The organism is Shimia litoralis (assembly GCF_005518135.1).
GTDB classification, from domain to species: domain Bacteria; phylum Pseudomonadota; class Alphaproteobacteria; order Rhodobacterales; family Rhodobacteraceae; genus Shimia_E; species Shimia_E litoralis.
The window spans coordinates 105,932-126,238 of the sequence record NZ_SULI01000009.1 but is presented as its reverse complement, the minus strand read 5'-3'; the positions used below and the strand labels follow the sequence as shown (position 1 = coordinate 126,238).

General features: G+C 59.7%; 27 protein-coding genes. 5 read left to right on the top strand and 22 right to left on the bottom strand.

From position 1 onward, the window contains the following. Together FAP39_RS09855 and FAP39_RS09850 are read right to left on the bottom strand one after the other, a co-directional pair. Positions 1-304, bottom strand: a 304-nt coding sequence (locus FAP39_RS09855) for a hypothetical protein (protein ID WP_138016217.1), incomplete at its 3' end; no start/stop codon positions are given. After that, entirely contained in the window at positions 304-1,245 is a 942-nt protein-coding gene (locus tag FAP39_RS09850; protein ID WP_138016216.1) for a phage tail tube protein, read from the bottom strand. The genes FAP39_RS09855 and FAP39_RS09850, both read right to left, overlap by 1 nt. A 92-nt stretch (positions 1,246-1,337) precedes the next feature. Here FAP39_RS09850 and FAP39_RS09845 point away from each other — a divergent pair, with 92 nt between their 5' ends. Continuing rightward, the gene (locus FAP39_RS09845; protein WP_138016215.1) at positions 1,338-1,700 is read left to right on the top strand and encodes a bactofilin family protein; all 363 of its coding nucleotides are present in this window, start codon (positions 1,338-1,340) and stop codon (positions 1,698-1,700) included. A gap of 382 nt (positions 1,701-2,082) precedes the next feature. Here FAP39_RS09845 and FAP39_RS09840 read toward each other — a convergent pair whose 3' ends face one another. The 10 genes from FAP39_RS09840 to FAP39_RS09795 all read right to left on the bottom strand — a co-directional run bounded on the left by FAP39_RS09840 (position 2,083) and on the right by FAP39_RS09795 (position 10,860). Next, the gene (locus FAP39_RS09840) at positions 2,083-2,499 is read right to left on the bottom strand and encodes an acyl-CoA transferase (protein ID WP_138016214.1); all 417 of its coding nucleotides are present in this window, start codon (positions 2,497-2,499) and stop codon (positions 2,083-2,085) included. Beyond that, positions 2,496-3,128 (bottom strand): DUF6441 family protein, encoded by a 633-nt coding sequence (locus tag FAP39_RS09835; protein WP_138016213.1) that lies wholly within the window; start codon positions 3,126-3,128, stop codon positions 2,496-2,498. Before FAP39_RS09835 ends, FAP39_RS09840 begins: the two co-directional genes overlap by 4 nt. Positions 3,129-3,146: 18 nt before the next feature. After that, complete coding sequence (locus FAP39_RS09830; protein WP_212743417.1) at positions 3,147-3,596, bottom strand: hypothetical protein; 450 nt, start codon at positions 3,594-3,596, stop codon at positions 3,147-3,149. 68 nt (positions 3,597-3,664) lie between these two features. After that, complete coding sequence (locus FAP39_RS09825; RefSeq protein ID WP_138016211.1) at positions 3,665-3,988, bottom strand: head-tail joining protein; 324 nt, start codon at positions 3,986-3,988, stop codon at positions 3,665-3,667. Beyond that, positions 3,988-4,323 carry a DUF2190 family protein gene (locus tag FAP39_RS09820; protein WP_138016210.1) on the bottom strand — a complete coding sequence of 112 codons (336 nt, stop codon included), beginning with the start codon at positions 4,321-4,323 and terminating at the stop codon, positions 3,988-3,990. Before FAP39_RS09820 ends, FAP39_RS09825 begins: the two co-directional genes overlap by 1 nt. Positions 4,324-4,437: 114 nt before the next feature. After that, complete coding sequence (locus FAP39_RS09815) at positions 4,438-6,678, bottom strand: prohead protease/major capsid protein fusion protein (protein ID WP_246059057.1); 2,241 nt, start codon at positions 6,676-6,678, stop codon at positions 4,438-4,440. Continuing rightward, the gene (locus tag FAP39_RS09810; RefSeq protein ID WP_246059055.1) at positions 6,659-8,212 is read right to left on the bottom strand and encodes a phage portal protein; all 1,554 of its coding nucleotides are present in this window, start codon (positions 8,210-8,212) and stop codon (positions 6,659-6,661) included. The genes FAP39_RS09815 and FAP39_RS09810 overlap by 20 nt, the downstream gene beginning before the upstream one ends. Positions 8,213-8,217: 5 nt before the next feature. Further along, on the bottom strand, positions 8,218-8,421 hold the full coding sequence (locus FAP39_RS09805) for a phage head-tail joining protein (protein ID WP_138016208.1): 204 nt from the start codon (positions 8,419-8,421) through the stop codon (positions 8,218-8,220). Positions 8,422-8,435: 14 nt separating this feature from the next. Then, the gene (locus FAP39_RS09800; protein WP_138016207.1) at positions 8,436-10,310 is read right to left on the bottom strand and encodes a phage terminase large subunit family protein; all 1,875 of its coding nucleotides are present in this window, start codon (positions 10,308-10,310) and stop codon (positions 8,436-8,438) included. Next, positions 10,264-10,860 carry a terminase small subunit, Nu1 gene (locus FAP39_RS09795; protein ID WP_138016206.1) on the bottom strand — a complete coding sequence of 199 codons (597 nt, stop codon included), beginning with the start codon at positions 10,858-10,860 and terminating at the stop codon, positions 10,264-10,266. Before FAP39_RS09795 ends, FAP39_RS09800 begins: the two co-directional genes overlap by 47 nt. Positions 10,861-10,989: 129 nt before the next feature. Between FAP39_RS09795 and FAP39_RS09790 the strand changes: the two genes are divergently transcribed. From FAP39_RS09790 to FAP39_RS09780, 3 genes are all read left to right on the top strand, one after another. Next, positions 10,990-11,259 (top strand): hypothetical protein, encoded by a 270-nt coding sequence (locus FAP39_RS09790; protein WP_138016205.1) that lies wholly within the window; start codon positions 10,990-10,992, stop codon positions 11,257-11,259. A 5-nt stretch (positions 11,260-11,264) separates the two neighbouring features. Beyond that, a complete protein-coding gene (locus tag FAP39_RS09785; protein ID WP_138016204.1) occupies positions 11,265-11,483 on the top strand; it encodes a hypothetical protein in 219 nt (72 codons plus the stop codon). 94 nt (positions 11,484-11,577) lie between these two features. Continuing rightward, positions 11,578-11,838: a DUF3489 domain-containing protein gene (locus FAP39_RS09780; protein WP_138016203.1), complete on the top strand. Its 261-nt coding sequence runs from the start codon at positions 11,578-11,580 to the stop codon at positions 11,836-11,838. A gap of 105 nt (positions 11,839-11,943) precedes the next feature. Here FAP39_RS09780 and FAP39_RS09775 read toward each other — a convergent pair whose 3' ends face one another. Beyond that, a complete protein-coding gene (locus tag FAP39_RS09775; protein ID WP_342777183.1) occupies positions 11,944-12,213 on the bottom strand; it encodes a DUF7220 family protein in 270 nt (89 codons plus the stop codon). 16 nt (positions 12,214-12,229) lie between these two features. Here FAP39_RS09775 and FAP39_RS09770 point away from each other — a divergent pair, with 16 nt between their 5' ends. After that, positions 12,230-12,799 carry a CIA30 family protein gene (locus tag FAP39_RS09770; protein ID WP_138016202.1) on the top strand — a complete coding sequence of 190 codons (570 nt, stop codon included), beginning with the start codon at positions 12,230-12,232 and terminating at the stop codon, positions 12,797-12,799. 88 nt (positions 12,800-12,887) lie between these two features. Here FAP39_RS09770 and FAP39_RS09765 read toward each other — a convergent pair whose 3' ends face one another. From FAP39_RS09765 to FAP39_RS09725, 9 genes are all read right to left on the bottom strand, one after another. Then, positions 12,888-13,271 (bottom strand): VanZ family protein, encoded by a 384-nt coding sequence (locus FAP39_RS09765; RefSeq protein WP_246059053.1) that lies wholly within the window; start codon positions 13,269-13,271, stop codon positions 12,888-12,890. Positions 13,272-13,384: 113 nt separating this feature from the next. Next, positions 13,385-14,638: a DNA modification methylase gene (locus tag FAP39_RS09760; protein WP_138016201.1), complete on the bottom strand. Its 1,254-nt coding sequence runs from the start codon at positions 14,636-14,638 to the stop codon at positions 13,385-13,387. 430 nt (positions 14,639-15,068) lie between these two features. Beyond that, entirely contained in the window at positions 15,069-15,461 is a 393-nt protein-coding gene (locus FAP39_RS09755; protein ID WP_138016200.1) for a type II toxin-antitoxin system death-on-curing family toxin, read from the bottom strand. Beyond that, positions 15,458-15,682 (bottom strand): AbrB/MazE/SpoVT family DNA-binding domain-containing protein, encoded by a 225-nt coding sequence (locus FAP39_RS09750; protein WP_138016199.1) that lies wholly within the window; start codon positions 15,680-15,682, stop codon positions 15,458-15,460. Before FAP39_RS09750 ends, FAP39_RS09755 begins: the two co-directional genes overlap by 4 nt. A gap of 101 nt (positions 15,683-15,783) precedes the next feature. Continuing rightward, a complete protein-coding gene (locus FAP39_RS09745; RefSeq protein WP_246059052.1) occupies positions 15,784-16,209 on the bottom strand; it encodes a DUF6362 family protein in 426 nt (141 codons plus the stop codon). After that, positions 16,199-16,408 carry a hypothetical protein gene (locus FAP39_RS09740; protein WP_425471418.1) on the bottom strand — a complete coding sequence of 70 codons (210 nt, stop codon included), beginning with the start codon at positions 16,406-16,408 and terminating at the stop codon, positions 16,199-16,201. The genes FAP39_RS09745 and FAP39_RS09740 overlap by 11 nt, the downstream gene beginning before the upstream one ends. Next, complete coding sequence (locus FAP39_RS09735; RefSeq protein WP_212743416.1) at positions 16,408-16,944, bottom strand: crossover junction endodeoxyribonuclease RuvC; 537 nt, start codon at positions 16,942-16,944, stop codon at positions 16,408-16,410. Before FAP39_RS09735 ends, FAP39_RS09740 begins: the two co-directional genes overlap by 1 nt. A 105-nt stretch (positions 16,945-17,049) precedes the next feature. Next, positions 17,050-19,992: a DUF7146 domain-containing protein gene (locus FAP39_RS09730; protein ID WP_138016198.1), complete on the bottom strand. Its 2,943-nt coding sequence runs from the start codon at positions 19,990-19,992 to the stop codon at positions 17,050-17,052. Next, positions 19,989-20,294 carry a hypothetical protein gene (locus FAP39_RS09725; protein ID WP_138016197.1) on the bottom strand — a complete coding sequence of 102 codons (306 nt, stop codon included), beginning with the start codon at positions 20,292-20,294 and terminating at the stop codon, positions 19,989-19,991. The genes FAP39_RS09730 and FAP39_RS09725 overlap by 4 nt, the downstream gene beginning before the upstream one ends. Between the last annotated feature and the right edge of the window lie 13 nt (positions 20,295-20,307).

Sequence of the window (20,307 nt, the reverse complement as noted above, 5' to 3'; positions counted from 1 at the left end):
TCAGCTGGAAGGCCTCAAAGAGAGGCCAGATGTCCAAAAGCGCATCAATGGCCTCGGGGCTTGGATCGACGGGAGTGCCATCCGCATCGCCTACCCCCTCCCAGGCAAGCACGGCCCGCCGCGCCAGGGCCTTGGCAAAGACCAGAGCGCGTTCTTCGTCGGAGGCGTCTTCGAGCACTGTCTCCAATTCCGGATCACTGCGTGTGGCCACCATCAGCGCTGTGGTCAGCGGGCGCAGCTGCAGGCGAACACCGGGAACAAGCTCATGCCAGCGGGGCTCATTGATCAGATCAAGCGTGAGCATCAATAGCTCTCCATGTCATTGATAAGGGTGGTGGTGCACATGCGCCCTAGACTGCTGTCTTGTGCAGCCTGCCAGTCAAAACTGGCTTGAATGCCCTGTGGCCCGGAGATCTCGATCCGTGGGCGCGGCAGATAGACGGCATGTGCAGTTAGGCGCAAGCTCTCGCCGGAGGGCAATGTGTAGGCGAACTCCAACTCGCAGGCCTCGCCATTGATAGCCTGCGTCACCAGTGTCTGATCTGCAAAACGGACCTCAATAGAACCAGTGAGGGCCGCCACCGTGGGATCTGCCCCATCAATGCGCCCGTCCGAGCGGATGGTCTCAATGCGATCGAGATTATTGGCATAAGAAATACTGGCCGAGACGACATTGCCCAAGGGCGCGCCATCGCGCATCACCGCCCCGTTGAAATGCCCAAACCGCTTGAGCGTCAGAGGCGCCGGTGTGCCGGCGACACTTGCGGCGGCCACCGCCTCACCCTGCGCCACAAGCTGCGCCGTGGCGGTCAAAAGCCCCGAGCGCTGCATTTGCCAGTTCAGCTGATCGAGCATTACGCCCGAATACATCGCGTAGCGCGGGATCTCCGGCATGGCCGTCTCGATCGACATGCTGGGCAAGGTCCAGGCGCCGGATTGAAACGCGTGCGTGTAAGGCGCTTCTATGCCCGTGGTCACCGGATCGCCAAAACCGGCCTTGAGCCAAAACCCGAGCGCCTCTGCATCCATGGGCACGACGACATCGCCATCGGCGGTCACCGCGTCCTTGACCGGCGCCAGCGGATCGCGGCCATAACCCAAAAGCTCGGACTCTTGCAGTGGTTGCTCTGCGCCAAGCGAGGTGCTGGCAAAGGGCATCTTTGTAAACCCGCCCGCAGGGGGCGTGCCATAGGTGGTCTCAAACGCAAGCGCCATCTGCGCCCGCGCCCCTTGGGCTCGTGACATATAAGTCTCTCCCGGAATTTTAGGCTTTGAATTTGCTTGACCCGACAGCGCCCCTCACGCCTTGTCAGATCACACAACATGAATGTGAGCACATGACTTCAAAGGCATCAAAAGATCCGTCAGACCCGCGCAAGCGGTCCAGGATCAGCGAAGACCTGGTGATCGAAGGTGATCTTGAAAGCCGGGGCATCGTCGAATTTGGCGGCGTTATTAACGGCAATGTCACCGCAGATACGTTGGTTGTGACGCAAACAGGTCAACTGAATGGCGGCGTGCAGGCAGCGCATGTCGAGATCAAAGGGCAGCTTACGGGCACGGTTCACGCTCAAAACGTCACCATCAACCCCGCCGCGACCGTGGCCGCAGACATTAATTATGATCGCCTGAGTGTCGCAAGCGGCGCTGCGGTCCAAGGCAATTGGAAGTCTGGGGCGCCACGGACACAAACAGGCTAGGGCGAATGCTTTGGCAGCTTTGTAAGCCGCTGAACGCCGTGACGTTTTACGAATACTCTCGCCGCACGCCTAATCCTCAAACAACACATACCTGCATTGGTGGCGCAAACATATTGAAAAATATAGGGATCAATGGCATCGTAGAGCTACGAAAGTTTAATGAGTTTATTGTTACCCCTGAAATAGCGTCCTCTTCCCCTGAGTAGCTTTCTGCATCGAAGCACTGGCAAACCTCTCACTCCCTTACAATCAGTCAGTGCTTCGATGCTTTTTGCGACGGGGTTTGATTTGGCTGAAGCGCCAGACCATCAGTGACCCCTCACACGAGGTCCGACGCTTCACTCCTCCCTCACAGCGCGCATCCTTATCGAACCCTGATTACTCACGCCAGAGGGTCTGATGTCGTGTAAATCAGCGTCAGCAAAATCACGCCGGCCTTGTAACTTGCGGCACCCTCAACCGGTAGATCAACCGGCTGCGGGGCGTCCGCTTCAATCCAGTCACACAGACCACCAAGCGTACGGTCAATGGCAATGGCCTCCCCCACACTGGCGCAGAGCGCATCGAAGGCCCCGTCCCGATTGGCGCCCTGTACAACCGCCTCGATCTCAGCGCGGTGTTGGTAGTGGTAGGCCAGTGGCGAAAGCGTCACCTCGGGCTCTCCGGGATCGCCGTCGCGCAGGATTAAGAGGCCATCTGCCGGCACGCGTTCGGGGAGCACCTCGCCGCGCAGGGCGGTGGCGGACAGTGCCGAGAGCCGCGCATGCAGCGCGGAGAGGATGGTCTCACGGAGTGTCATCCGGTTTTGTCCTCCACCCATTTCCCCACAATCATCCCCGGCACCTTCGCCTGAACCTTCTCCGCATCGCGGTCCAAATCCAACCGCTTGGGCAGTTTGACCTGCGGCACCAAGAGAAAGATCGGCACCGTCGCCCGTCCGCGACCGGTCTTGGAGCGCGACACAACCCCCAGACCGCGATTGTTCAACCGCCCATCTGCCACCAAGAGGCTCGGACCCCGGCGACGATAGACAAAACGCAACCGCATCCCACGTCGTTTCTCCCAGTCTCCCGGACTGAGGGCTTTTCCACGCGTGCCTTTGCCCGCTGCCGGCAACGGGATCGCGAGGTAGAACCCGGCCTTTGATCGGATCAGTGGCCCTGTGTTGTGGGCCCCGATAATCTCGGGTGCCTTGGACCAGACAAGCGACGCAGCATTCAAGCTCGCGCCGGTCTTGGGATATGTTTGGCTGCGGATGGAGTTCGACAACCGTCGTCCCAGTCCGGCACCTGTAATTTGTCCCCGCCAGTCGCTCTTGAGCTTGCTGCCCGCGTCGCGCATGGCAGAGGTGACCGCCTTTTCACCGGCCGATACTTCCGCCGCCATCGCCGCAACAATGTTCGGCGTGATGTCGAGTTTGATCTTCATGAATTTAGAATACCAACATCAAACTCGGCTGGGATCCTCCGAGAAGATCTTCTCCGCTGACCCTTCGAAAGTATATGGCTGCAGACGATCAAGACGTTGTTCCGTTAAGCGAAGGCCGTACTCCGGAGAACTTGCTTTGTCCGTGTAGTCGCGATCAACAAACAAATCATCCGGCTTCAACCAACACGAGGCCGGAATTAGAAACTGGTCTGGTGCTTCACCGTCCCTCAAAAGGTTCAGTGCTAAAACCAGATTTGGCCGCAGCCGAAACACAGCTTTGCGCATAAACACATAGTTGAGGTTTCTTACGGACTTTACCTGGATATCCCAGTACCAACCCGGTTCTTTGCGAACCACCAGATCGATGCCCCTGTCATCGACCTCAGCCGAATACACATCGAACCCCAACAGGACGAGCTGCATTTTGGTGTAATACTCGCAGTATTGACCAATCTGAAGGTGGCTCAAATTACTCCATTGATGCTTCAAAATCCCAACCTGTAAATTGCCGTATGCTTATCAAGCAGAGTAAACGGCTAAGCCGGCCTCAAGTCCACAGTCCATATAAACCGCTCCCGATCCCGAACAGGTTCCCCCTGAATCAAAAACATCTCCTCGCCAATCAGGATCTGCTCATCGGGTCGGGGGTTGGCAATATCTGCCACGCGGATATCGATGCGGGTGGTGTCCGAAAGCAAACGCGCCGCGCCAAACTCGGTGATCTCATCGGGCTGGCGCAGGATGCCACGTGCTCTGGTAAAAAATCCGTTCATATCACGATGCCAGATTTCCACGGAGAGATTGGGATCGGCAAAAAGCGATTTGAGTGCCGTCCCAAACACAGTCTCAGATGCCGGCATCAAAAGCTTCCGTTGAGGCGCACCAGCCCCAAGAGATCCCCTGCCCCACCAGGGACAGCCTGCACCGCCACGCCCATCAGCGTATTGGATGTCGCCGCTGTTGTGGCCTGCTTGTTGGTGTCGTCCCAATAGACTTTCGCGCCCACCGTCCAGGCCTGGCTTGGTGCCTTAACCAATTCAAACACGCCCTCCAGGATAACCTCGACAGGCTCGCCACTGAGCGCATCAGATGTGGCGACGCCAACAATCGCGCCCAGTTTGAGCCCGCCACCGCTTGTGACGTCATAAGGGGCACTCAGGGTGAGCGTGCCACCCGGTTGATGGAAGTTTTTCATGCAAGTTCCTCGCAGTATTTGGAAAATTCATGCCCGCCCGCAAAAAATGCGGCGCCCTCTTCAGGAACGCCGCCTTCTCACAGACACGCTGGTGGGGGTTTTGGCGCGCGCGCCTTAGCTCAGCGCCACGCCGGGATTTTTGAACATGCCGCGCCAATCAATCGCCTTGGCGCCAAAATCAAGCCGGGCACGGATTTCAATGCCGTCAACATCAAAGCCCATGCGGGTTTCCATGGCGACACCCTCCTGACCCTCAAGATAGGCATACTCAATCGTGTCGATCGCCGCGGGATTGGCAAAGAGATACCAAGGCACTGCCCCCGAGGCCGGATCAAGCCGCGGTTCGGACACCACCGTCAGCGCGCGCATCGAGGACGGCACCACATCACCAGACTTTGTGGGCACAATGGTTTGAGCCAGCAATTGCTCGGCATTAAGCTCCAGCGATGTCGGCACGACCAGGAATGACGGCCGGATATTCAGCGTGGTTTTGCCATCAATGCCTTTTTGATGGCTCATGGCGGTGCGGGCCTTGGCAAGCCCGGCCACATCAAGTGCGGCCCCTGTGCCCGCAAGGTTGTTGTGCCCCGCATGAAAGAGCCCCTTGCCATCGGCCATGGCGGCATTGGCAACAATCACATCCCAAACCACATCGCTTTCCAGCGTTGCAGCCGCCGTGCCAAAGAGTGCGGGCACGCGGGTGAAGGCATCAAGATCATCATTGATCAAAACCTGGCGCGTAATGCCAATGACCTTGCCGAAGGTCTCGATGCGGTATGTTTCTTGCGCCTCGCCGATGGTGCCGCGTTTATACTCACCGCTTTCACTGACCTTCTCCAACTGGGGCGCTTCGCCAAGCTGCAAGCGGTGGACGTTTTTAAAATCCGCCACCGACGTGCGCCGGGCAATGGGCGCAAAGGTCCGGGGCGCCACATCATAGGCCGCCCGCAGGGTCTTGTTAGTGACATTGGAGAGGATTTGGGGAAAGTCGGACGTGCTATGCAAGGCCCGCGTGGCAATCTCATCGCGGCTGAGCCCGCGCACCCGCACGCCTTCGGCCTCCAAAAACGCGCGTGCAACTTCAATGAGCGAGAGACCGCGCCAGTCCCTTGCCGCCTCACCAAGCGCAAACCGCCCGGGATCATGGCGATGCAGCAGCGCTTCTTCCACCGCGGCACGGCGTGTTTCCACCGCGTCCTGACCACCCATGCGCAGATGTGAGCGCGTCTCAACCCGCGCATCTCTGTCAGCCGCTGCATCAATAAGCGCCACACGCGCCTCTTCCAATGGTGTGCCACTTGCAACGAGGTCTTCGGCCACCGTGCCTGCCACTCCCAGCTTTTTTGCCACATCCTGAATGCCCGCGATCCGCGCGCGCTCCCCGCGCATCGCCTCGTCAGCAATCTGGCGCATCTCGACGTTGCGCGTCTCGGCAGTATTGGTGGTGCCCTCAGAGGGCGCACCAGGTGTTGGCGACGCCGCAGCCACAGCATTCCGCTGCGCCGGTTCAGGCGCCCCGCTCTGATTTTCGGCCGGCAAAGGCCCTGCCTCTTGCGACAGGGCTGCCCGCTGGCGCACCCCCGTGCCTTCACCGGTTGCATTGGTCTCAGACGGGGCTTGCCCGCCTGCCGCGCCGTGGTCGCGCGCGCCCTCCATGTCTGCATCCGCCTCAGGCGGCCGCGTGTCTGCTTTATCCATACTCTGGTCCTCGTTTTTGGGAATAGGTGGCTGCGCTTTTGCAAAGCGCCTCAACTGGCAGGGTGGCATATCCCCCGAAGGGCTGCGGAACCCCGCGCCGGCATCGGCCCCCACAGGCACCGCCGACAATTCCATGGGCTGCCAATCCACGGCGCGCCAAAGGGGCACCCTGCCCTCTTCTTCACTGATTTCAAATGCGCGCACGCTGTAGCCCACTGAGACATTGCGGATAATGCCGGCCTGCACATCCGCCCAGATCGGCGCCACATCTGCACGCTCGGAAAAGCGCACGCGCGCGCGTCCCACAGGGCCCTCTCCGCCGGTTTCAATCCCGCCAGCTTCAATCCAAGCCCGCTCCACAACACCAATCACATCGCCAAGATCAAAAGCGCCATGGGCATTCAACAGCGGCGCCCCGCCATTCAGACGCGCAAGATCCACATGGCCAGGATCCAGCGACAACACCTCATCATAAGGCTTGCCCGTCCAACCATCCCGCCGGCGCACTGTGGCCCCTGCGGACCAAACCAACTCAACCGAGCGGGTCGCCTCATCAATGCTTTCGGGCACAAAACGCACATCACTGCGCATCTGCAAACCGAGATCACGCGTGTCCGTCTCTCCCTCGCGCGGCCTCTCAATTGGTTTCGTCATCATCTTCCTCGTCCTTCTCACCCCCGTCCTTTTGGGAGCGATCTGTTTCATTGGAATTGGCAGCAGGTGCGGGCATTGCCCCGCGATCCTGACCTGTCTTGGTGGAGCGTCGGGGATCGCTGTCAAAAATCAGCCCCAAGCCATCAATCTCGGCATTGGTCTGGGCAAACTCGGCCAGAACCGCTGAAGGCTCATAGCCCTGGCGCGCAATGGCCTCCTTCAAGGTCATCACCCCGGCCCGCACTGCCAATACATCCGCCTGTATGTCCTTTAAGGGATCGACCGCCTCAAACCGCGGCGCGGTCCATTCCACCCCGATCTCCACATCAGGAGGCAGTTTCCCCGCAGCTTGCGCGGCCAGCACAAAGCGCTCCCAAACCGGCTGACAAAGCCCCGGCACCAAGAGCTGCCATTGCAGCGCCTCCATGCGCCGGCGGAATTCAATCAACCCGGCGCGGATCGAGGAATAATTCACCTGGCTCAGATCGCCGGTCAGCAATTCATAGGTCAGTCCAACCCCTGCGGCGATGGCATGAAGCTGCATGCGCATATATTCGCTATAGCCACCCGCAGCACTTGGGCTGGCAAAGGTCACATCCTGCCCGGGCTCGAGATATTCAATCATGCCCGGCTCAAACCCTTCCACGCGCTGGCCATTTGCCTGCACATGTGCGCGCCCCAGCGTCTGCTCGTCTTCAGCGCCCGTCACAAAGGCCGCAAAACAGGCCTCGATTTTCTTGCGCACCAGTTCCGCCTCGTCATACTCATCGAGATCACGCAGCTTGACGATGACAGGCGCAAACCACGGCACGCCCCGCACCTGACCCGGGCGCAGGCGCTCAAAGACGTGCAGCACATTGCGCGCCTCAACCCGCACCGAGCGCATCGCCCCTCCCGCTTCCCCGGGATGGCGCGGAAAAAGCCAATAGGCCTTGCGCTGACCCAAAGGGCCAAACTCGACCCCTTGCGCGAGATGGGCACCTCCGGGCAACTCTCCTCTCTGAGGACCATTCTGTGCGCCATCAAGATGATCGGCCTCAATCACCTGCAATTGTAGCGGCACCTGCAGACCATCGCTTAGCCGACGGTCCCGCAGGCGCACCAGAACCTCGCCGCTTTCCACCAGACTGCGCACGCAAAGCGCCTGCAGACCGGCAAAATCGGTCAACCCGTCCGCATCACTGCGCGCAGAGAAGGCCAACCACAGCTGATCTGCCTGACGCGCAATTTCTGGATCCGCGCAGCGCGCCCGGGGCATCAGACCTGTACCAATCATATTGCTCACAAGCGCCTCAACTGCCTTGGCAGCGTAAGGGTTGTTGCGCACCAGATCGCGGGACCTGTCACGCAAGCGAGAGAGCGCTGGCGCAATCTCGGCATTGGCACCCGATCCTGCCGCGATCCAGCCCTCGGTCCGCCGCCCCTGTTTGGCGCCCTCATAGGCACGCGCCAGCACATCCAGGGCCTGACGTTGTCGCGCGCGTCGCAGCCCCGCGCCCGGCGCAAGGGTCGCAATGGTCCTGTCCAGCCAATGCATGGAACTCATCCTTTGGAAAAACTCGCAAAGCTGCGACGTGGCTTGGGCCGGCCGTTCTGTGCAGCGATATCGGCCTCGATCAGCCGGATCCGCGCCAGAAGATCCGCAGCAGAGCCATATTGGATCGACTTGCCATCATAGCTCACACGGCTGGTGCCACTGGCATAAGCCCGCCGCAGGGCCGACAATTCTTCTTCGCTCCAGGACATCCCGCCCCCTTACTTCAAAGCCAGGATCCCCGCCGCCGCGCGATCCAGCCATTTTGGGATCGTCCCTCTGCATGGGAAGGCGCGCTCGCGTGCTGCGTCGGCGGCGCAGCTAGGCCCGGGCCACGCTGCAAATCTTCTTCCAGCACGTGCCACTCTTTCTCAGACCAGCGATCCGCCCCCGCAATCCAGGCCGCCGCGCGCGCATAGACCCGACAATCGAGCGCCTCATTGCGCTCCCTGAGCTTTTGCCATTCCAGCTTGGAAAAGCCGCGTTTGGTGCGCGTGCTCACCAATTGCTCACCCACCAACTGTTTGAGCCATTCATCCTCGACCCACTCCGGCAAATGCAGGCTGCCCGGTGGCGGCACGGCGCCTGCCGCACGTTCTTCCTCAGTGGGGCGCTCAAGGCGCAAAAACCGGTAGGTTTCTGATTTAAAGGTCGCCGTGGCCACCGTCCAAAGCCGAGCGCCGCGGCGCAATCGCTTTCCGCCAATTGTGGCATCCACAAAAGTAGGCCCACTCACAGGACTGGCCCGATTGAACCCTTCCACACCTTTGACAGGCACAACCTGCCCAAAGCCCACCTGGCGCGCCCAGGCATAGACGGCGGAGGTTTCATATCCGGTATCAATGGCCAGCTTCATCAGCGGCAATGCTCCGCCACGTCCATGTTCCCAGGTGCGCGAAAGCAAATCAGTGAGCGCCTGCCAGCACGCCGGATCCCCGGGGCCGCCCTCAATCACAATGTGATCCACAAGCCAGCTTTCCAGCCCGCGACCCCAGGCCCAGACATCCACCTCAATGCGGTCCTTCTGCACATCCGCACCGGCGGTCAAAAACAGCGCGCCATCTGGAAGCGCGCGCGATGGCCAATGTTCTCGGCGATCATAAAGCCGCTGCCAGTCCGGCGCCTCGCCGCTTTCCATCCAGGTTTCGCCAAGAGAGGTGTTGACGAAGGTCTTCATCGTGTCATCACCGCCCGCATGTGCCGACAGGAACGCCTTGGCCATGGCCTCAAGCCTGACCCAGGGAGAATAAATCTCATTGAGATGGAACCCCGCTGTGCCGTTAAACGGCGCCTCAGCCTTCCAGTGTCCTTTGGCAATCGCGCCCCATCGGGTCTCATCCTTCCACGGCGCATCGCAATGGGCGCAGTGATAGCGCGCGGTATCCGGGCGGTGGGCGCCAGTTTCACCCTTCTCCCATTTGACCTGTCCCCAGGTTAGGATCTGTTCAGTGCCGCACTCCGGGCACGGCACCCAGAACCGCCGCTGATCGCTTTCCTCAAAGGCCGCCTCAATGCGGCTTGCGCCTTTGTTCGTCGGCGTTGAGACCAGCACGATCTTGCGGTTCCAGAAGGTCACTGTGCGTTTTCTGGCGAGATTAACCGGATCCCCCTCGGCGCCCGCGCTGAACGGATAGCGATCCACCTCATCGCACAGCAACAGCCGGATCGGCCGGCTTGCCAGCCCAGAGGGCGCATTAGCCCCCACGATGGTCAGGTGCCCGCCCGCAAACCGCTTATGCAGGATCTTGTTATTGCCATCGCGCGATTTGGGATTGGAGATCTTATCCTGCAGACAGGCTGTGTCCCGCGCCATCGGCGAGAAGCGGTCCTTCGACCAGGTTTCTGCATCCCGCTCCGTCGGCATCACCACCATAATCGGGGCCGGATCATGGTCGATATGGTAACCGACCATGTTCAAAATCGACTCACTTTTTCCAATTTGACTGCTGGACATGATCACAACGGTTTCCATGCCCGCGTCCGTGATCGCATCCATAATCCCGCGCTGATATTCCGCGCGCGATGTCCGCCATTGGCCGGGCTCGGCACTGGCCTCAGAGCTCAGCCGCCGGTTCTGATCCGCCCAATCGCTGATCGTCATCTCCGGCGGTGGTCTCAGGGCGGCCAGAGCTGTCTCGACCGTCCGCTTCAGGATCGGCGATCCCCGCAGGCTCATCTTTGGTTTCAAAGTCAATGTCCGGCTCCGCGAGATCATCGAGCACCTCGCGCATGGACCGACGGATCAGGTTTCGGGTGTCCCCAACGTTAGGTTGAGCAAAAGCCAAAGGTGCCAGTTGATCCGGCAGCGCCAGGAGCCGTGTTTTCAAAAGGGTCAGAACTGCAATCCAGGCGTCCTCAACATCGCCGGCCGCAATCACGCTGCCGCGCTTTTCCTGCGCCTCCATTTCCGCCAAATCCGCCCGCGCCCGAATGAAGCGCGCGCGCTCGACCGCATAATCGGGTGCTCCGGCCTGTGCCTTTACCGCCTGATCGCGCAGATAGCGCACATAGCCCCGCACCGAACCGATCAGCTCATATTGGCCTCGCGTGGCTTTCGGAATGACACCCTCGCGGCTGAGTTGCTGCACCCGCCGCTCCGAGAGATCCAGGAGTTTTGCAATCACGGTGAGTGGCTGGGTGGATGAGGACATAAACCGTCTCCGCCTGATCGATTAAAGCCATGTTATTGCTGCGATTATACTGGATTACACACCCCAACAGAGCGATTCTGGTTCCAAGGAAACAGCGCAGCGAGAGCGCGCACCCAAGGAGCCAAAAGCATGACCCGCCTGAACCCGCAAACAACACCCCGCCACGAGCTGCGCGCCGAAAAAGCCCGCCGTAACCGCGAGGCTGCCCTCAACGCATTTCTCGGCAAGAAGGCCGAGATCGACGAGATGCTCGCCCGCCTGCAAAGCTTGAGCGACGCGCATTTCAACACCCACCCAGACGAGATCACTTGGGGCGATGTCGGCAGCCTTGAACATCACGCAAGCCTGCTGAAGCGCCTCACCGACAGCGCCTTTGGCGAAGGCGAGCACGCGGAGTGACACTCATGGACACCACCAGCATTCGCATCGCCCTGCGCCGCCTGCCCGATCATTTTGACCGCAGCCGCATCACATCAGTGCTCGACGCCATTGAAACCGCCCTCTTGGATGACGGCGGCGTTCACGCCCGTACCTACGCCGACAGCGTCACAATCACCATTGAGGTGTCCAGCCAGCAGCTTGTCGACGCCGCCGCCTGCCTGACGGAACTCGGCTTGATCTGAGTGTGCCAGCCCGATGACCGGCCCCGCGCCACAGCGGGGCTTGGCCACGTAGGAGGGGCGCGACGGTCGCGACCTCGAAGGCTGAAGGTTTCAAATGACACAGAAAAGCGAAACTACATCATCCCCCGTTCACCGAACTCAAACCAAGCAGCAGATCATGATCGACCTGCTCAGCCGCAAGGGCGGCGCGAGTTTGGCGGAGCTCGCCGAGGCAACACAGTGGCAAACCCACACCGTGCGTGGGGCCCTTTCCGGAGTTCTCAAAAAACGCCTTGGGTTGAAGCTGGTCTCCGAGAAGGTCGAAGGACGTGGGCGAGTTTACATGTTGCCCGAACGCAACGCTCATGCAAGCTGATGTCACAATGAGACTAAACACGAATTAGCAAAATCGTTAGACTGCCAACGAGGCTGTGAGTGGCCTTTTTTCAAAAAGAATTTTCCATTATGGCGCGGGTCAACGTCATGTTGGCCCGCCGTATTTTTGCCGATGACGACATTGCTTTTCAAATAGCCGCCGAAGCACATAAGATCTCAGAAGGCTCACCCCTGTAAAAACCACGCCCATTTTCAGGTTCTGCTCCAATGTCGTATGCAGGCCGAAGGCCGGAAAGATCAGCACTTGCGTCGCGACGGCAATGCCGTAGCCCGCAGCCACATTGGTGATCGCTTCGATAAGGGACATCCAGCGGGATTGATTTGTTGGCTTGGCACTTGCGCCCGAGTTCAACATACCTATTTTCGCTCCCATGCAAGACAGCACAACATTCCACCCCGCGTCCGAGATCATTGACGACATTCGCCAAGACGCTCCCTTTGCCTCAATCGGCAATGGCTGGGTTCTGGTATCCGACCGCGTCATGGGCGGCGTCTCCGATGGCACTATGACCCGTGAACATCTCGCAGGCCGCGATGCCATCCGCATGCGCGGTGGCGTCAGCCTCGAGAACAATGGCGGGTTTCTTCAAATCGCCCTCGATCTCGGAGACGCCGGCAGCGTAGTTGACGCCAGTGCCTGGGACGGCATTCGCCTCGATGTTCTGGGCAATGATCAAACCTACAATCTGCATCTGCGCACCACCGATATCAGGCGTCCCTGGGAATCCTACCGCCAGAGCTTTGACGCACCGCCCACATGGACAACGGTCTTCTTACCGTTTGCTGGCTTTGCACCCCACCGAACGGGCCAACCGCTCAGACCCTCCCGCTTGCGTCGCGTGGGCCTCGTCGCCATCGGACGGGAGTTTGAAGCAGACATCGCCATCGCAGATATTCGCTTTTATACCGCGTCCGATACCTCAGAGCTCTCCACAGACTGACCCGCAGCGATCTCGTCAAAGCTGCGACCGTCACCTTCAAGCACAGCTTTTTGACCCGTGAACTGCTGCCAGCGTTTGACTCGCTCAGTTAGGAAATCGAAGACGGTAGCAGCGAAGCTTCACGAGTGTGTACTGGCAATTTTTTGTTCTCGCGAAGGTATCTGCGAAGAAACATTCCCAACTGCCGCGCGACAATCGCTCCGACAACAGCGCCCAACGCATCTGCCAGAAGATCAGCCCATTCAGCCTGCCGACCGAAGAAAGGTTGAAGCAATTCAATCGCGCCACCGTAAAAAACAACAGCCAATATGACCCAGAACGTCCATCGCGGGCGCAGAAGTGGCAACGGAAAGGCCAGACAGGCAAAAGCCAGAAAATGATGCAATTTATCGGACCCGGGAACGCCACTGCCACCAGCTGGCATCGGCATGAGCGTCAAAACCGCAATCGCGAGCGCCAGCAGAAATGTCATCGCGCTTCCGATAACTAAACGTTTCAGTGTTTTCAAACCTTGCACCACAAATTTCCGCACAAACAAAACGCCATAAGCGTCACGAACCGACTGAGTGTCAATGTCGTGAAGTTTCAGACTTCTGTTTCGGCACTAATCCGCAAGGCTTCGTCGGGTTTCAGAGTATCAAAACTTTGCCCACTGCTCTGCAGCGTCGCCGTTTGACCCGTAAACTGCTGCCAGCGTTTCACAGCCACATCGACATAGGCTGGATTGAGCTCGATCCCATGACACACACGGCCCGTCGTCTCGGCTGCAATGAGTGTGGTTCCAGACCCCATGAACGGCTCGTAGATTGCCTGCCCCGGGCTTGAGTTGTTCAGGATCGGCCGGCGCATGCATTCCACCGGCTTTTGCGTGCCATGCACGGTGTCGGCGTCCTGATCCTTGTTGGCGATTTGCCAGAGCGTCGTCTGCTTGCGATCGCCGGCCCAATGACCCTTGCCGGATTTCTTCACAGCATAGAGGCAGGGTTCGTGCTGCCAGTGATAATCCCCGCGGCTCAGAACCAACCGGTCCTTAGCCCAAATAATCTGGGAACGGATATTGAAGCCGGAGGTTTCAAGGCTCTCTGCAACCGTGGTGGCATGCAGCGCCCCGTGCCAGACATAGGCCACATCACCCGGAAACAAGGCCCAGGCCTCCCGCCAGTCCGCGCGATCGTCATTCAGCACTTTGCCGGTGCGCTTGGTTTTGGCCGCACCCGTATCGTTGCGCCAACCGGGATCGTACTCCACACCGTATGGAGGATCTGTGACCATCAAAAGCGGCGTCACGCCATCGAGCACGCGCTCGACATCCGTGGCCACCGTTGCATCCCCGCAAAGGAGCCGATGCTTGCCGAGCACCCACAGATCGCCAGGCCGGCTGACCGGATCCTCTGGTGTTTCGGGGATCTCATCTTCGCCCTCCTGCGGGCCACTGTCATCTTCCAGGCTCGACATCAGCGCAGTCAGCTCATCTTCGCTGAAGCCCGTCAGGCCAAGATCAAACTCTGCCTCCAGAAGATCCGCGAGTTCGAGATTGAGTAGCCCCTCGTCCCACTCGGCATTCTCGCCGGAGCGGTTATCCATGATCCGGAAGGCCCGTGCCTGCGCCTCGCTCAGCCCCTTGGCCACATGCACCGGCGCCGTGTCCAGACCCAACTGCTGCGCTGCCGCCAGGCGCGTATGGCCGGCCAGCACAACGTGGCCCTCATCCACAACGATCGGCTGTCGCCAGCCGAACTCTTTGATCGAGGCCGCCACCGTGGCAATGGCCTGCTCGTTGCGGCGCGGGTTGCGCGCATAGGGAATGATCTGCCCAAGAGGCAGTTCAACAACATCCATATTCATATCCTTGGAAATCGGGGCAAAACGAAATGCCCCCTGAGGGCCGTTTCGTTTCAGGTGGGGGTGCGAGACCCGCAAACCCCTTGTTTATTTGACGCTGCGCTCAAAACGAAACGAAACGGGTGTTTTTGCATTTGTCACTGGGAAACCCGCGCGCCAAGCCCCCCCATATACGGTTAGCCGCAGGAAGGACCCGTTTAATTTCAATGACTTAAGTGTCTCACCATTTTGGCCGGAGACGGTTTTTTTTGGTTTCCCGATCGCCAAGTGCATCGAAAAATCAAAAGAAATCCGCTTGCTTCTCCCAGCCGCACGACGCTCATCTTATCGCTTTTGTAAGCTCTCATCGGAAGTTTGTCACACCATTTGATGTCTCACCAAAAAATGTCTCAGGCGCTCGAAAGGGATTGACACGGCAGTCGGCAATCTACCGACCAATCGGTATTTTCAATTTTGCAATCCAAGCGGCAAATTCCTCTTCGGACAGCGTGTCTGAAGCCAGGTTCTCCATTACTGAAACACCTTCCAAAGCCTCTGGGTGCAAACCAAATCCGTTCAGCCGTAAAAACGTCGCCGCGGTCACAAAAGCCGTGCGTTTGTTACCATCGACAAAAGCATGGGCTTTCGCAACGCCAAATGCATAGGCAGCAGTGAGCCAATCCAGATCCGTTTCACCATAGGCAAACTTGTTGCGAGGTCGCTCCATTGCCGCTTCCAGCAACGTCAGATCCCGAAGTCCCGCAGCCCCGCCATGCCTAGCAATTTGTCTGTCATGAATGATGAGCACAGCCTGCAACGGCACCCAAATGGGAGTGCTCACGCAAGCGCCTGCAGCATGTCACGGTTTTCATCCATGACGATCTGTGCCGCAGCCAATGCCTCCGCCAATTCGGGATTCTGCGGCGTGATTTTCAAACTGCCATCATCGCCACGTACCAGATAGACTGTATCCCCTTCCCGCGCATCAAGTGCCGCGAGCATTTCAGCGGACAGCGTAACAACCGCTGAGTTGCCAACTTTGCGAATACGGGTTTCAAACATCTCAATCTCCCTGGTGAATACATCCGTATATACATGCAGTTAACTTTGTCGTCAAACACCGGTAGATTGGGCACCGCACCCGGTCAGCACGACGCCAATCATCATGCCGTCCGATCGACAACATATTTCATGGACCTCTGGCGCGGCAACGCTTTGCCATGCAATCGCCAAACAATCACAGCCAGACCATATTCATACCGCCTGTTCGCAGTGGCCCTGCTGATCCCATGTTCCCAACTGATCCCCTTCCACGCTTTGCGATTGGCTCGAGCCCAGAGGATCTGACCGATGTCCTTGTCGACCCACCGTAGCCATAGCATCGCCTCATCAGCCTGCGTGATCATCCGCGGCGATGGCAGCGGCTTTTTCATCCTTGGCTCTTGCTCGACTTGATCGGCGAAGGTGGAAACGTATTCCGGCCAAGCGCTGACGTAACCCTGTGGGCGGACCGGCGGCATGGACCGCATGACGTCTGCCGCGAGGTCCAGCCGGTCGGCTACCATTGCCCGTGTCCATTCATCGGCCATGACGTACCTCCCTCACGGCTGGCAGCTTGCCATAGAGTTTCTCGCCCAGCTGGCGAACCAGTTCGCGTTCGGGCCAAGTCAGCCGATGATCGTCGAGCGAGACTGCCAGCATGCGCTGTTCGTGCCAACCCTCACGCTTGACCTGTTCAGGGTCACGGCGATTGCCGCCGTAGCCCTTGGGAGTGAAGCGCATACCCATCAGGCCAACCCTCCCTGCGTTTCGATCGCCCAGAGCAAGATGGCAATGGCGTCCGCCTCGTTGTCATCTGTGGGACTGAAGCCGCGCTTGCGGGCGGCATCGATCATGGCCTGCTTGTTCGCATTGCCCAGGCCCGTCAAAAATTTCTTGATCGTGCCAACTGGTACGCCTTGGTACGGCACACCGCGCAATTCGCCCCAGCTGGTCAAAACCGCCAGCAGACCTCCAAAAACATGGGCTGCGTCGGTGCCTGCGTGCCGACGCACCTCTTCAAAATAGATTGCTTCGATCGGCCCTGACAGACGGTCGATCTCGGTCAGCCAGTTCGTGAAACGTAGGTAGCGCATGCCGCCGCCATCGTAGCGGCCAGGCTTGAAGCTGACAGTGCCGCTGGTGATGGGGCCATCGAAGCCGCGGATCGCCCAGCCGGTTGTCGTGCCGAGATCGAGGGCAAGGATTGTGCGCGTTGGCTCGGCCGGCATCGGTATTTTCGGGGTTGCGCCAACATCGGCACTGGAGAGAGTCAGGTCAGCCATGGGTGGTCTCCTTTTCTGGTGGGCTGCTCGGGTGGAAGATGACGGCGGTCATGTGCTTGGAGGTGCGGGCCGCCGTCGTCGGATTGAATTGGAAGGCTGGGGGCCTCATGGGTCGAGATCCTTCCGCCAATCGGGGCGTGGGGACCTTTGGGGACTTTCATTTTGAGGTCCCCACCGAGGTCCCCATGTGTAAGCATCTGTTTTTAAATTGATTTGGGGACCTGGGGGACCTTGGGGACCTTTTTCCGGGTCATCCCTATAGTGCGCGTGCGCGCGCATGCGCGTGTGCGAAGGGGCCAAAATAGGTCCCCCAGGTCCCCAAGGTCCCCATTTGTCATTATTTTCAGCATGTTGGTGGTGGGGACCTTTGTTTTCGAGGTCCCCACCTGAGGCCAGAGGTCCCCCAGCCCCAGGTTGAATGGGTGTATTCAAATCGGTTTCAGCCTCACACATCTCGAGTTGCCACCGTGTTGTTTTGTGCAACACACCAGCTTTGCGCACGCGAACCGCGCGTGTTTCCAACCGGTACACCCGATCACGCATCTTCGAAATCGATATCCCGAAGGCGGTTTTTTGTGCTCGCTCCGTCCCGCCACTCATCGGTGGCGCTGGATCACAGAATGCCGCGACATCGAACAAGTCCGCCGCCCCGACCGATGCCGTCCCAAACCGATCCCACCAAGCGGCGATGAAGGCGCTCCAGCCGGCACCCTCGCTGTCGGAGGCAGCCATCATGTCCTCGAGATTGGTTAGGAAACCCGGGATCCCTGCGGTTTCCAAAACGCCCCCGATGACCTGTGCCCAGTTTTCATAGGAGCCGATGGTCTTGCTGCCGCGCGGCTTGCCGGCAGCGATCCAGGCTTGGCAAAGCGTCAGACAGGCGGCCACGATGCGCGCGCGGTTGGCTCGGATCCAGACCATGAGGTCTGGATGACGGAAGCCTTCACGCTGCCAGGGGCGCTCGACGTTGGCATCGAGCCGGATGCGCACGAGGCGGCGCGCCATCTCGTTTGAGAACTCGGGGTTGTTGCCCGTGGCGATCCAGAGACAGCGGATCGGCAGCCGGGTCATCTCGGACTGCCCGAGCACGCGGTCTTCCCAGAAGGGCGCAGTGAGTGCCGCCGCTACTGCAGAACTGTCGAGCTTGGCGCGGAGGTTGTCGATCAGAATGATCGAGGGGATCTGGCGCAGCTTGGCGGTCACGCGCTTGCGCCATTCCTCGTCGTCACGGCCCTCGGTCATGACGCTGGCACCGGTGCCGGTCAGGATCGTGGCCACGGCATCGACCATCAGCGTGGCCCCGGTGCCGGGCGTGGGTTTTTCAATCAGATGCAGCGGCGTGGGCCCGTCGACCATGCCGCGCAGGAAGCCGAGCAACAGAAGTGCCACGACATGGGCACGTTCAGCCTCACCTGTGAAGGGGAAGTCACCGAACAGGTCTTCACAGATCAGTTCGCGTGCCGCAACAATCTCCGCCTCGGTGGGCCGCTTCGGGATATCTGGCACAATGAAGCCCGGTGCCGGGACGTAGAGCAGCCGCGCATCAGGATGATAGCCAGGCGCCGTGATCAGCGTACCGCTCCGCCCGAATACGGGCGTGTTGACGATGCCGGTGAGCACAGGCAGCGCAGGGTCAGGCGTAGCGAGTACGGATTTGACCGTGGCCACTGGCGGCGGCGCTGGCAGCAAATCTCCCTTGGCGTTTTCGCGCACCCACCGGGCCAGTCGCGCCAGCATGTGCCGCAAACGCTCTTCATTGAGGATGGTGGCGACGGGTCGGCCTTCGTCATCGGGCACCACCCAGGTGGGCTGACCGGCGAAGCGGAACACCCAGGGTGTTCGGTTCGAGGCCATGACCACGCTCCAAACCTGCGCCACGGCACGGCCAAGATCACCCTCATCAGCGCGCAGGACGGGGATGTCATTACCGCTGCCTTGGTAGTTCAGCGGCCGGTGCTGGCCAATTTGCAGTACTGCGTCGGCATCGACCTCCTGTTCAGTGGCCGAGATCAACTGGGCAATGGATGATGCCCCCGCCCGCAATAGCATATCGTTGAAGTCCTCGCCCTCCTCGGGGGGTATCGCGATCGCCACATCGCGGCCCTGAGCCCGCAGGCGGCGAGCACTCGCCTCGGCGGCACGCAGACCGGCCCCGGATGCATCGTGATCGGCGAGGATAAGCACGCGCTGAGCCGCCGGCGGCAATTCCACCTGTTCAAGCCCTGAGGTGGAGAGCGTGGCCCAGACCGGCAGGTCTTGGCAGGCCGTCATCACCGCAAGGCCCGTTTCGATGCCTTCGCAGAGTGCGAGGCGACCGTCTTTACCGATCGATGCCAACCTGACCGCGCCGCCTGCAATTCGGCCCAGCATCATCTTGGGCTTGGCAATCGGGGCTTTGCGCACCTCGTTCCCATCCGTAACGAGGTAGGTGCGATGGAGACCGATGACCTCGCCGCTGCGATCCCGCACTTGGCCCAGCAACGCAGCGAAGCCGGTCTTGGTTTCCCAATGGGTCAGATCTGGATGGAACAGGAGATCGCTGTCCGCCGGCAAAGCCAAACCACGCCCTTGCAGGTACTGCGCGGCAGGCGTTTCCCTGATGGGCACAGCGCGCGAAAGAATGTGGGCAATGTCCTGTGCAACATCACGTTTCGGCGCCGGTTTGGATACGGGTGCCTGACGAGAGGGGGCCCCTGGCAAAACGCCTGCTGTATCGGCGGCCTCAACGATCAGATCACGCCCAGTCAGACCTGTCCCTTCTTCGATCGTGCTGATCGGCCCGCCACCTGCATTCCCGTCAAAATCGATCCAGTCGCCGGCATGCGGACCGCGCAGGGCGATGACACAGGAGCCTGTGTTGCGCGGGGCATCGCCTCGGATATTGGCCAGCCGCCATTCATCACCGACACGTTTGCCGTTCGGAAACAGACGCGGCACCCAGGTCTCGGCGGTTTCGCGCAAACGCTGCACGATCAGGTCGAGATCAAAGCGCGGCGCCTCTGTATAGTTTGGGATCACATCGTTGAGATCGATAACCACCGCACTCATTGGAATGCCCCCGGGGGAACAACGCCAGCAAACCAGCTGCGGTCGCTCCGGATTGCGGTGAACGCAAACCCAGGCCCATCATGCGCGTGGTTGGGAACAATCCAGAGGTCCTCGCGCGGATCGTAAAACGCTCCGTGGTTTTCGCCAAAACACCCTTCGAGGTAGCGATTGATGGGAATCTCTCGCAAGGCCTGTTCAAGTCGGCACAATTCTTCGACAGAGGTACCGGTTCGGGTGGCGATGGCTTGCAGACTCGCCTCTTGTTCTGCTGGCGAACGCGGATCGCGTGATGGCTTTTGCATTTGAGACACTCCT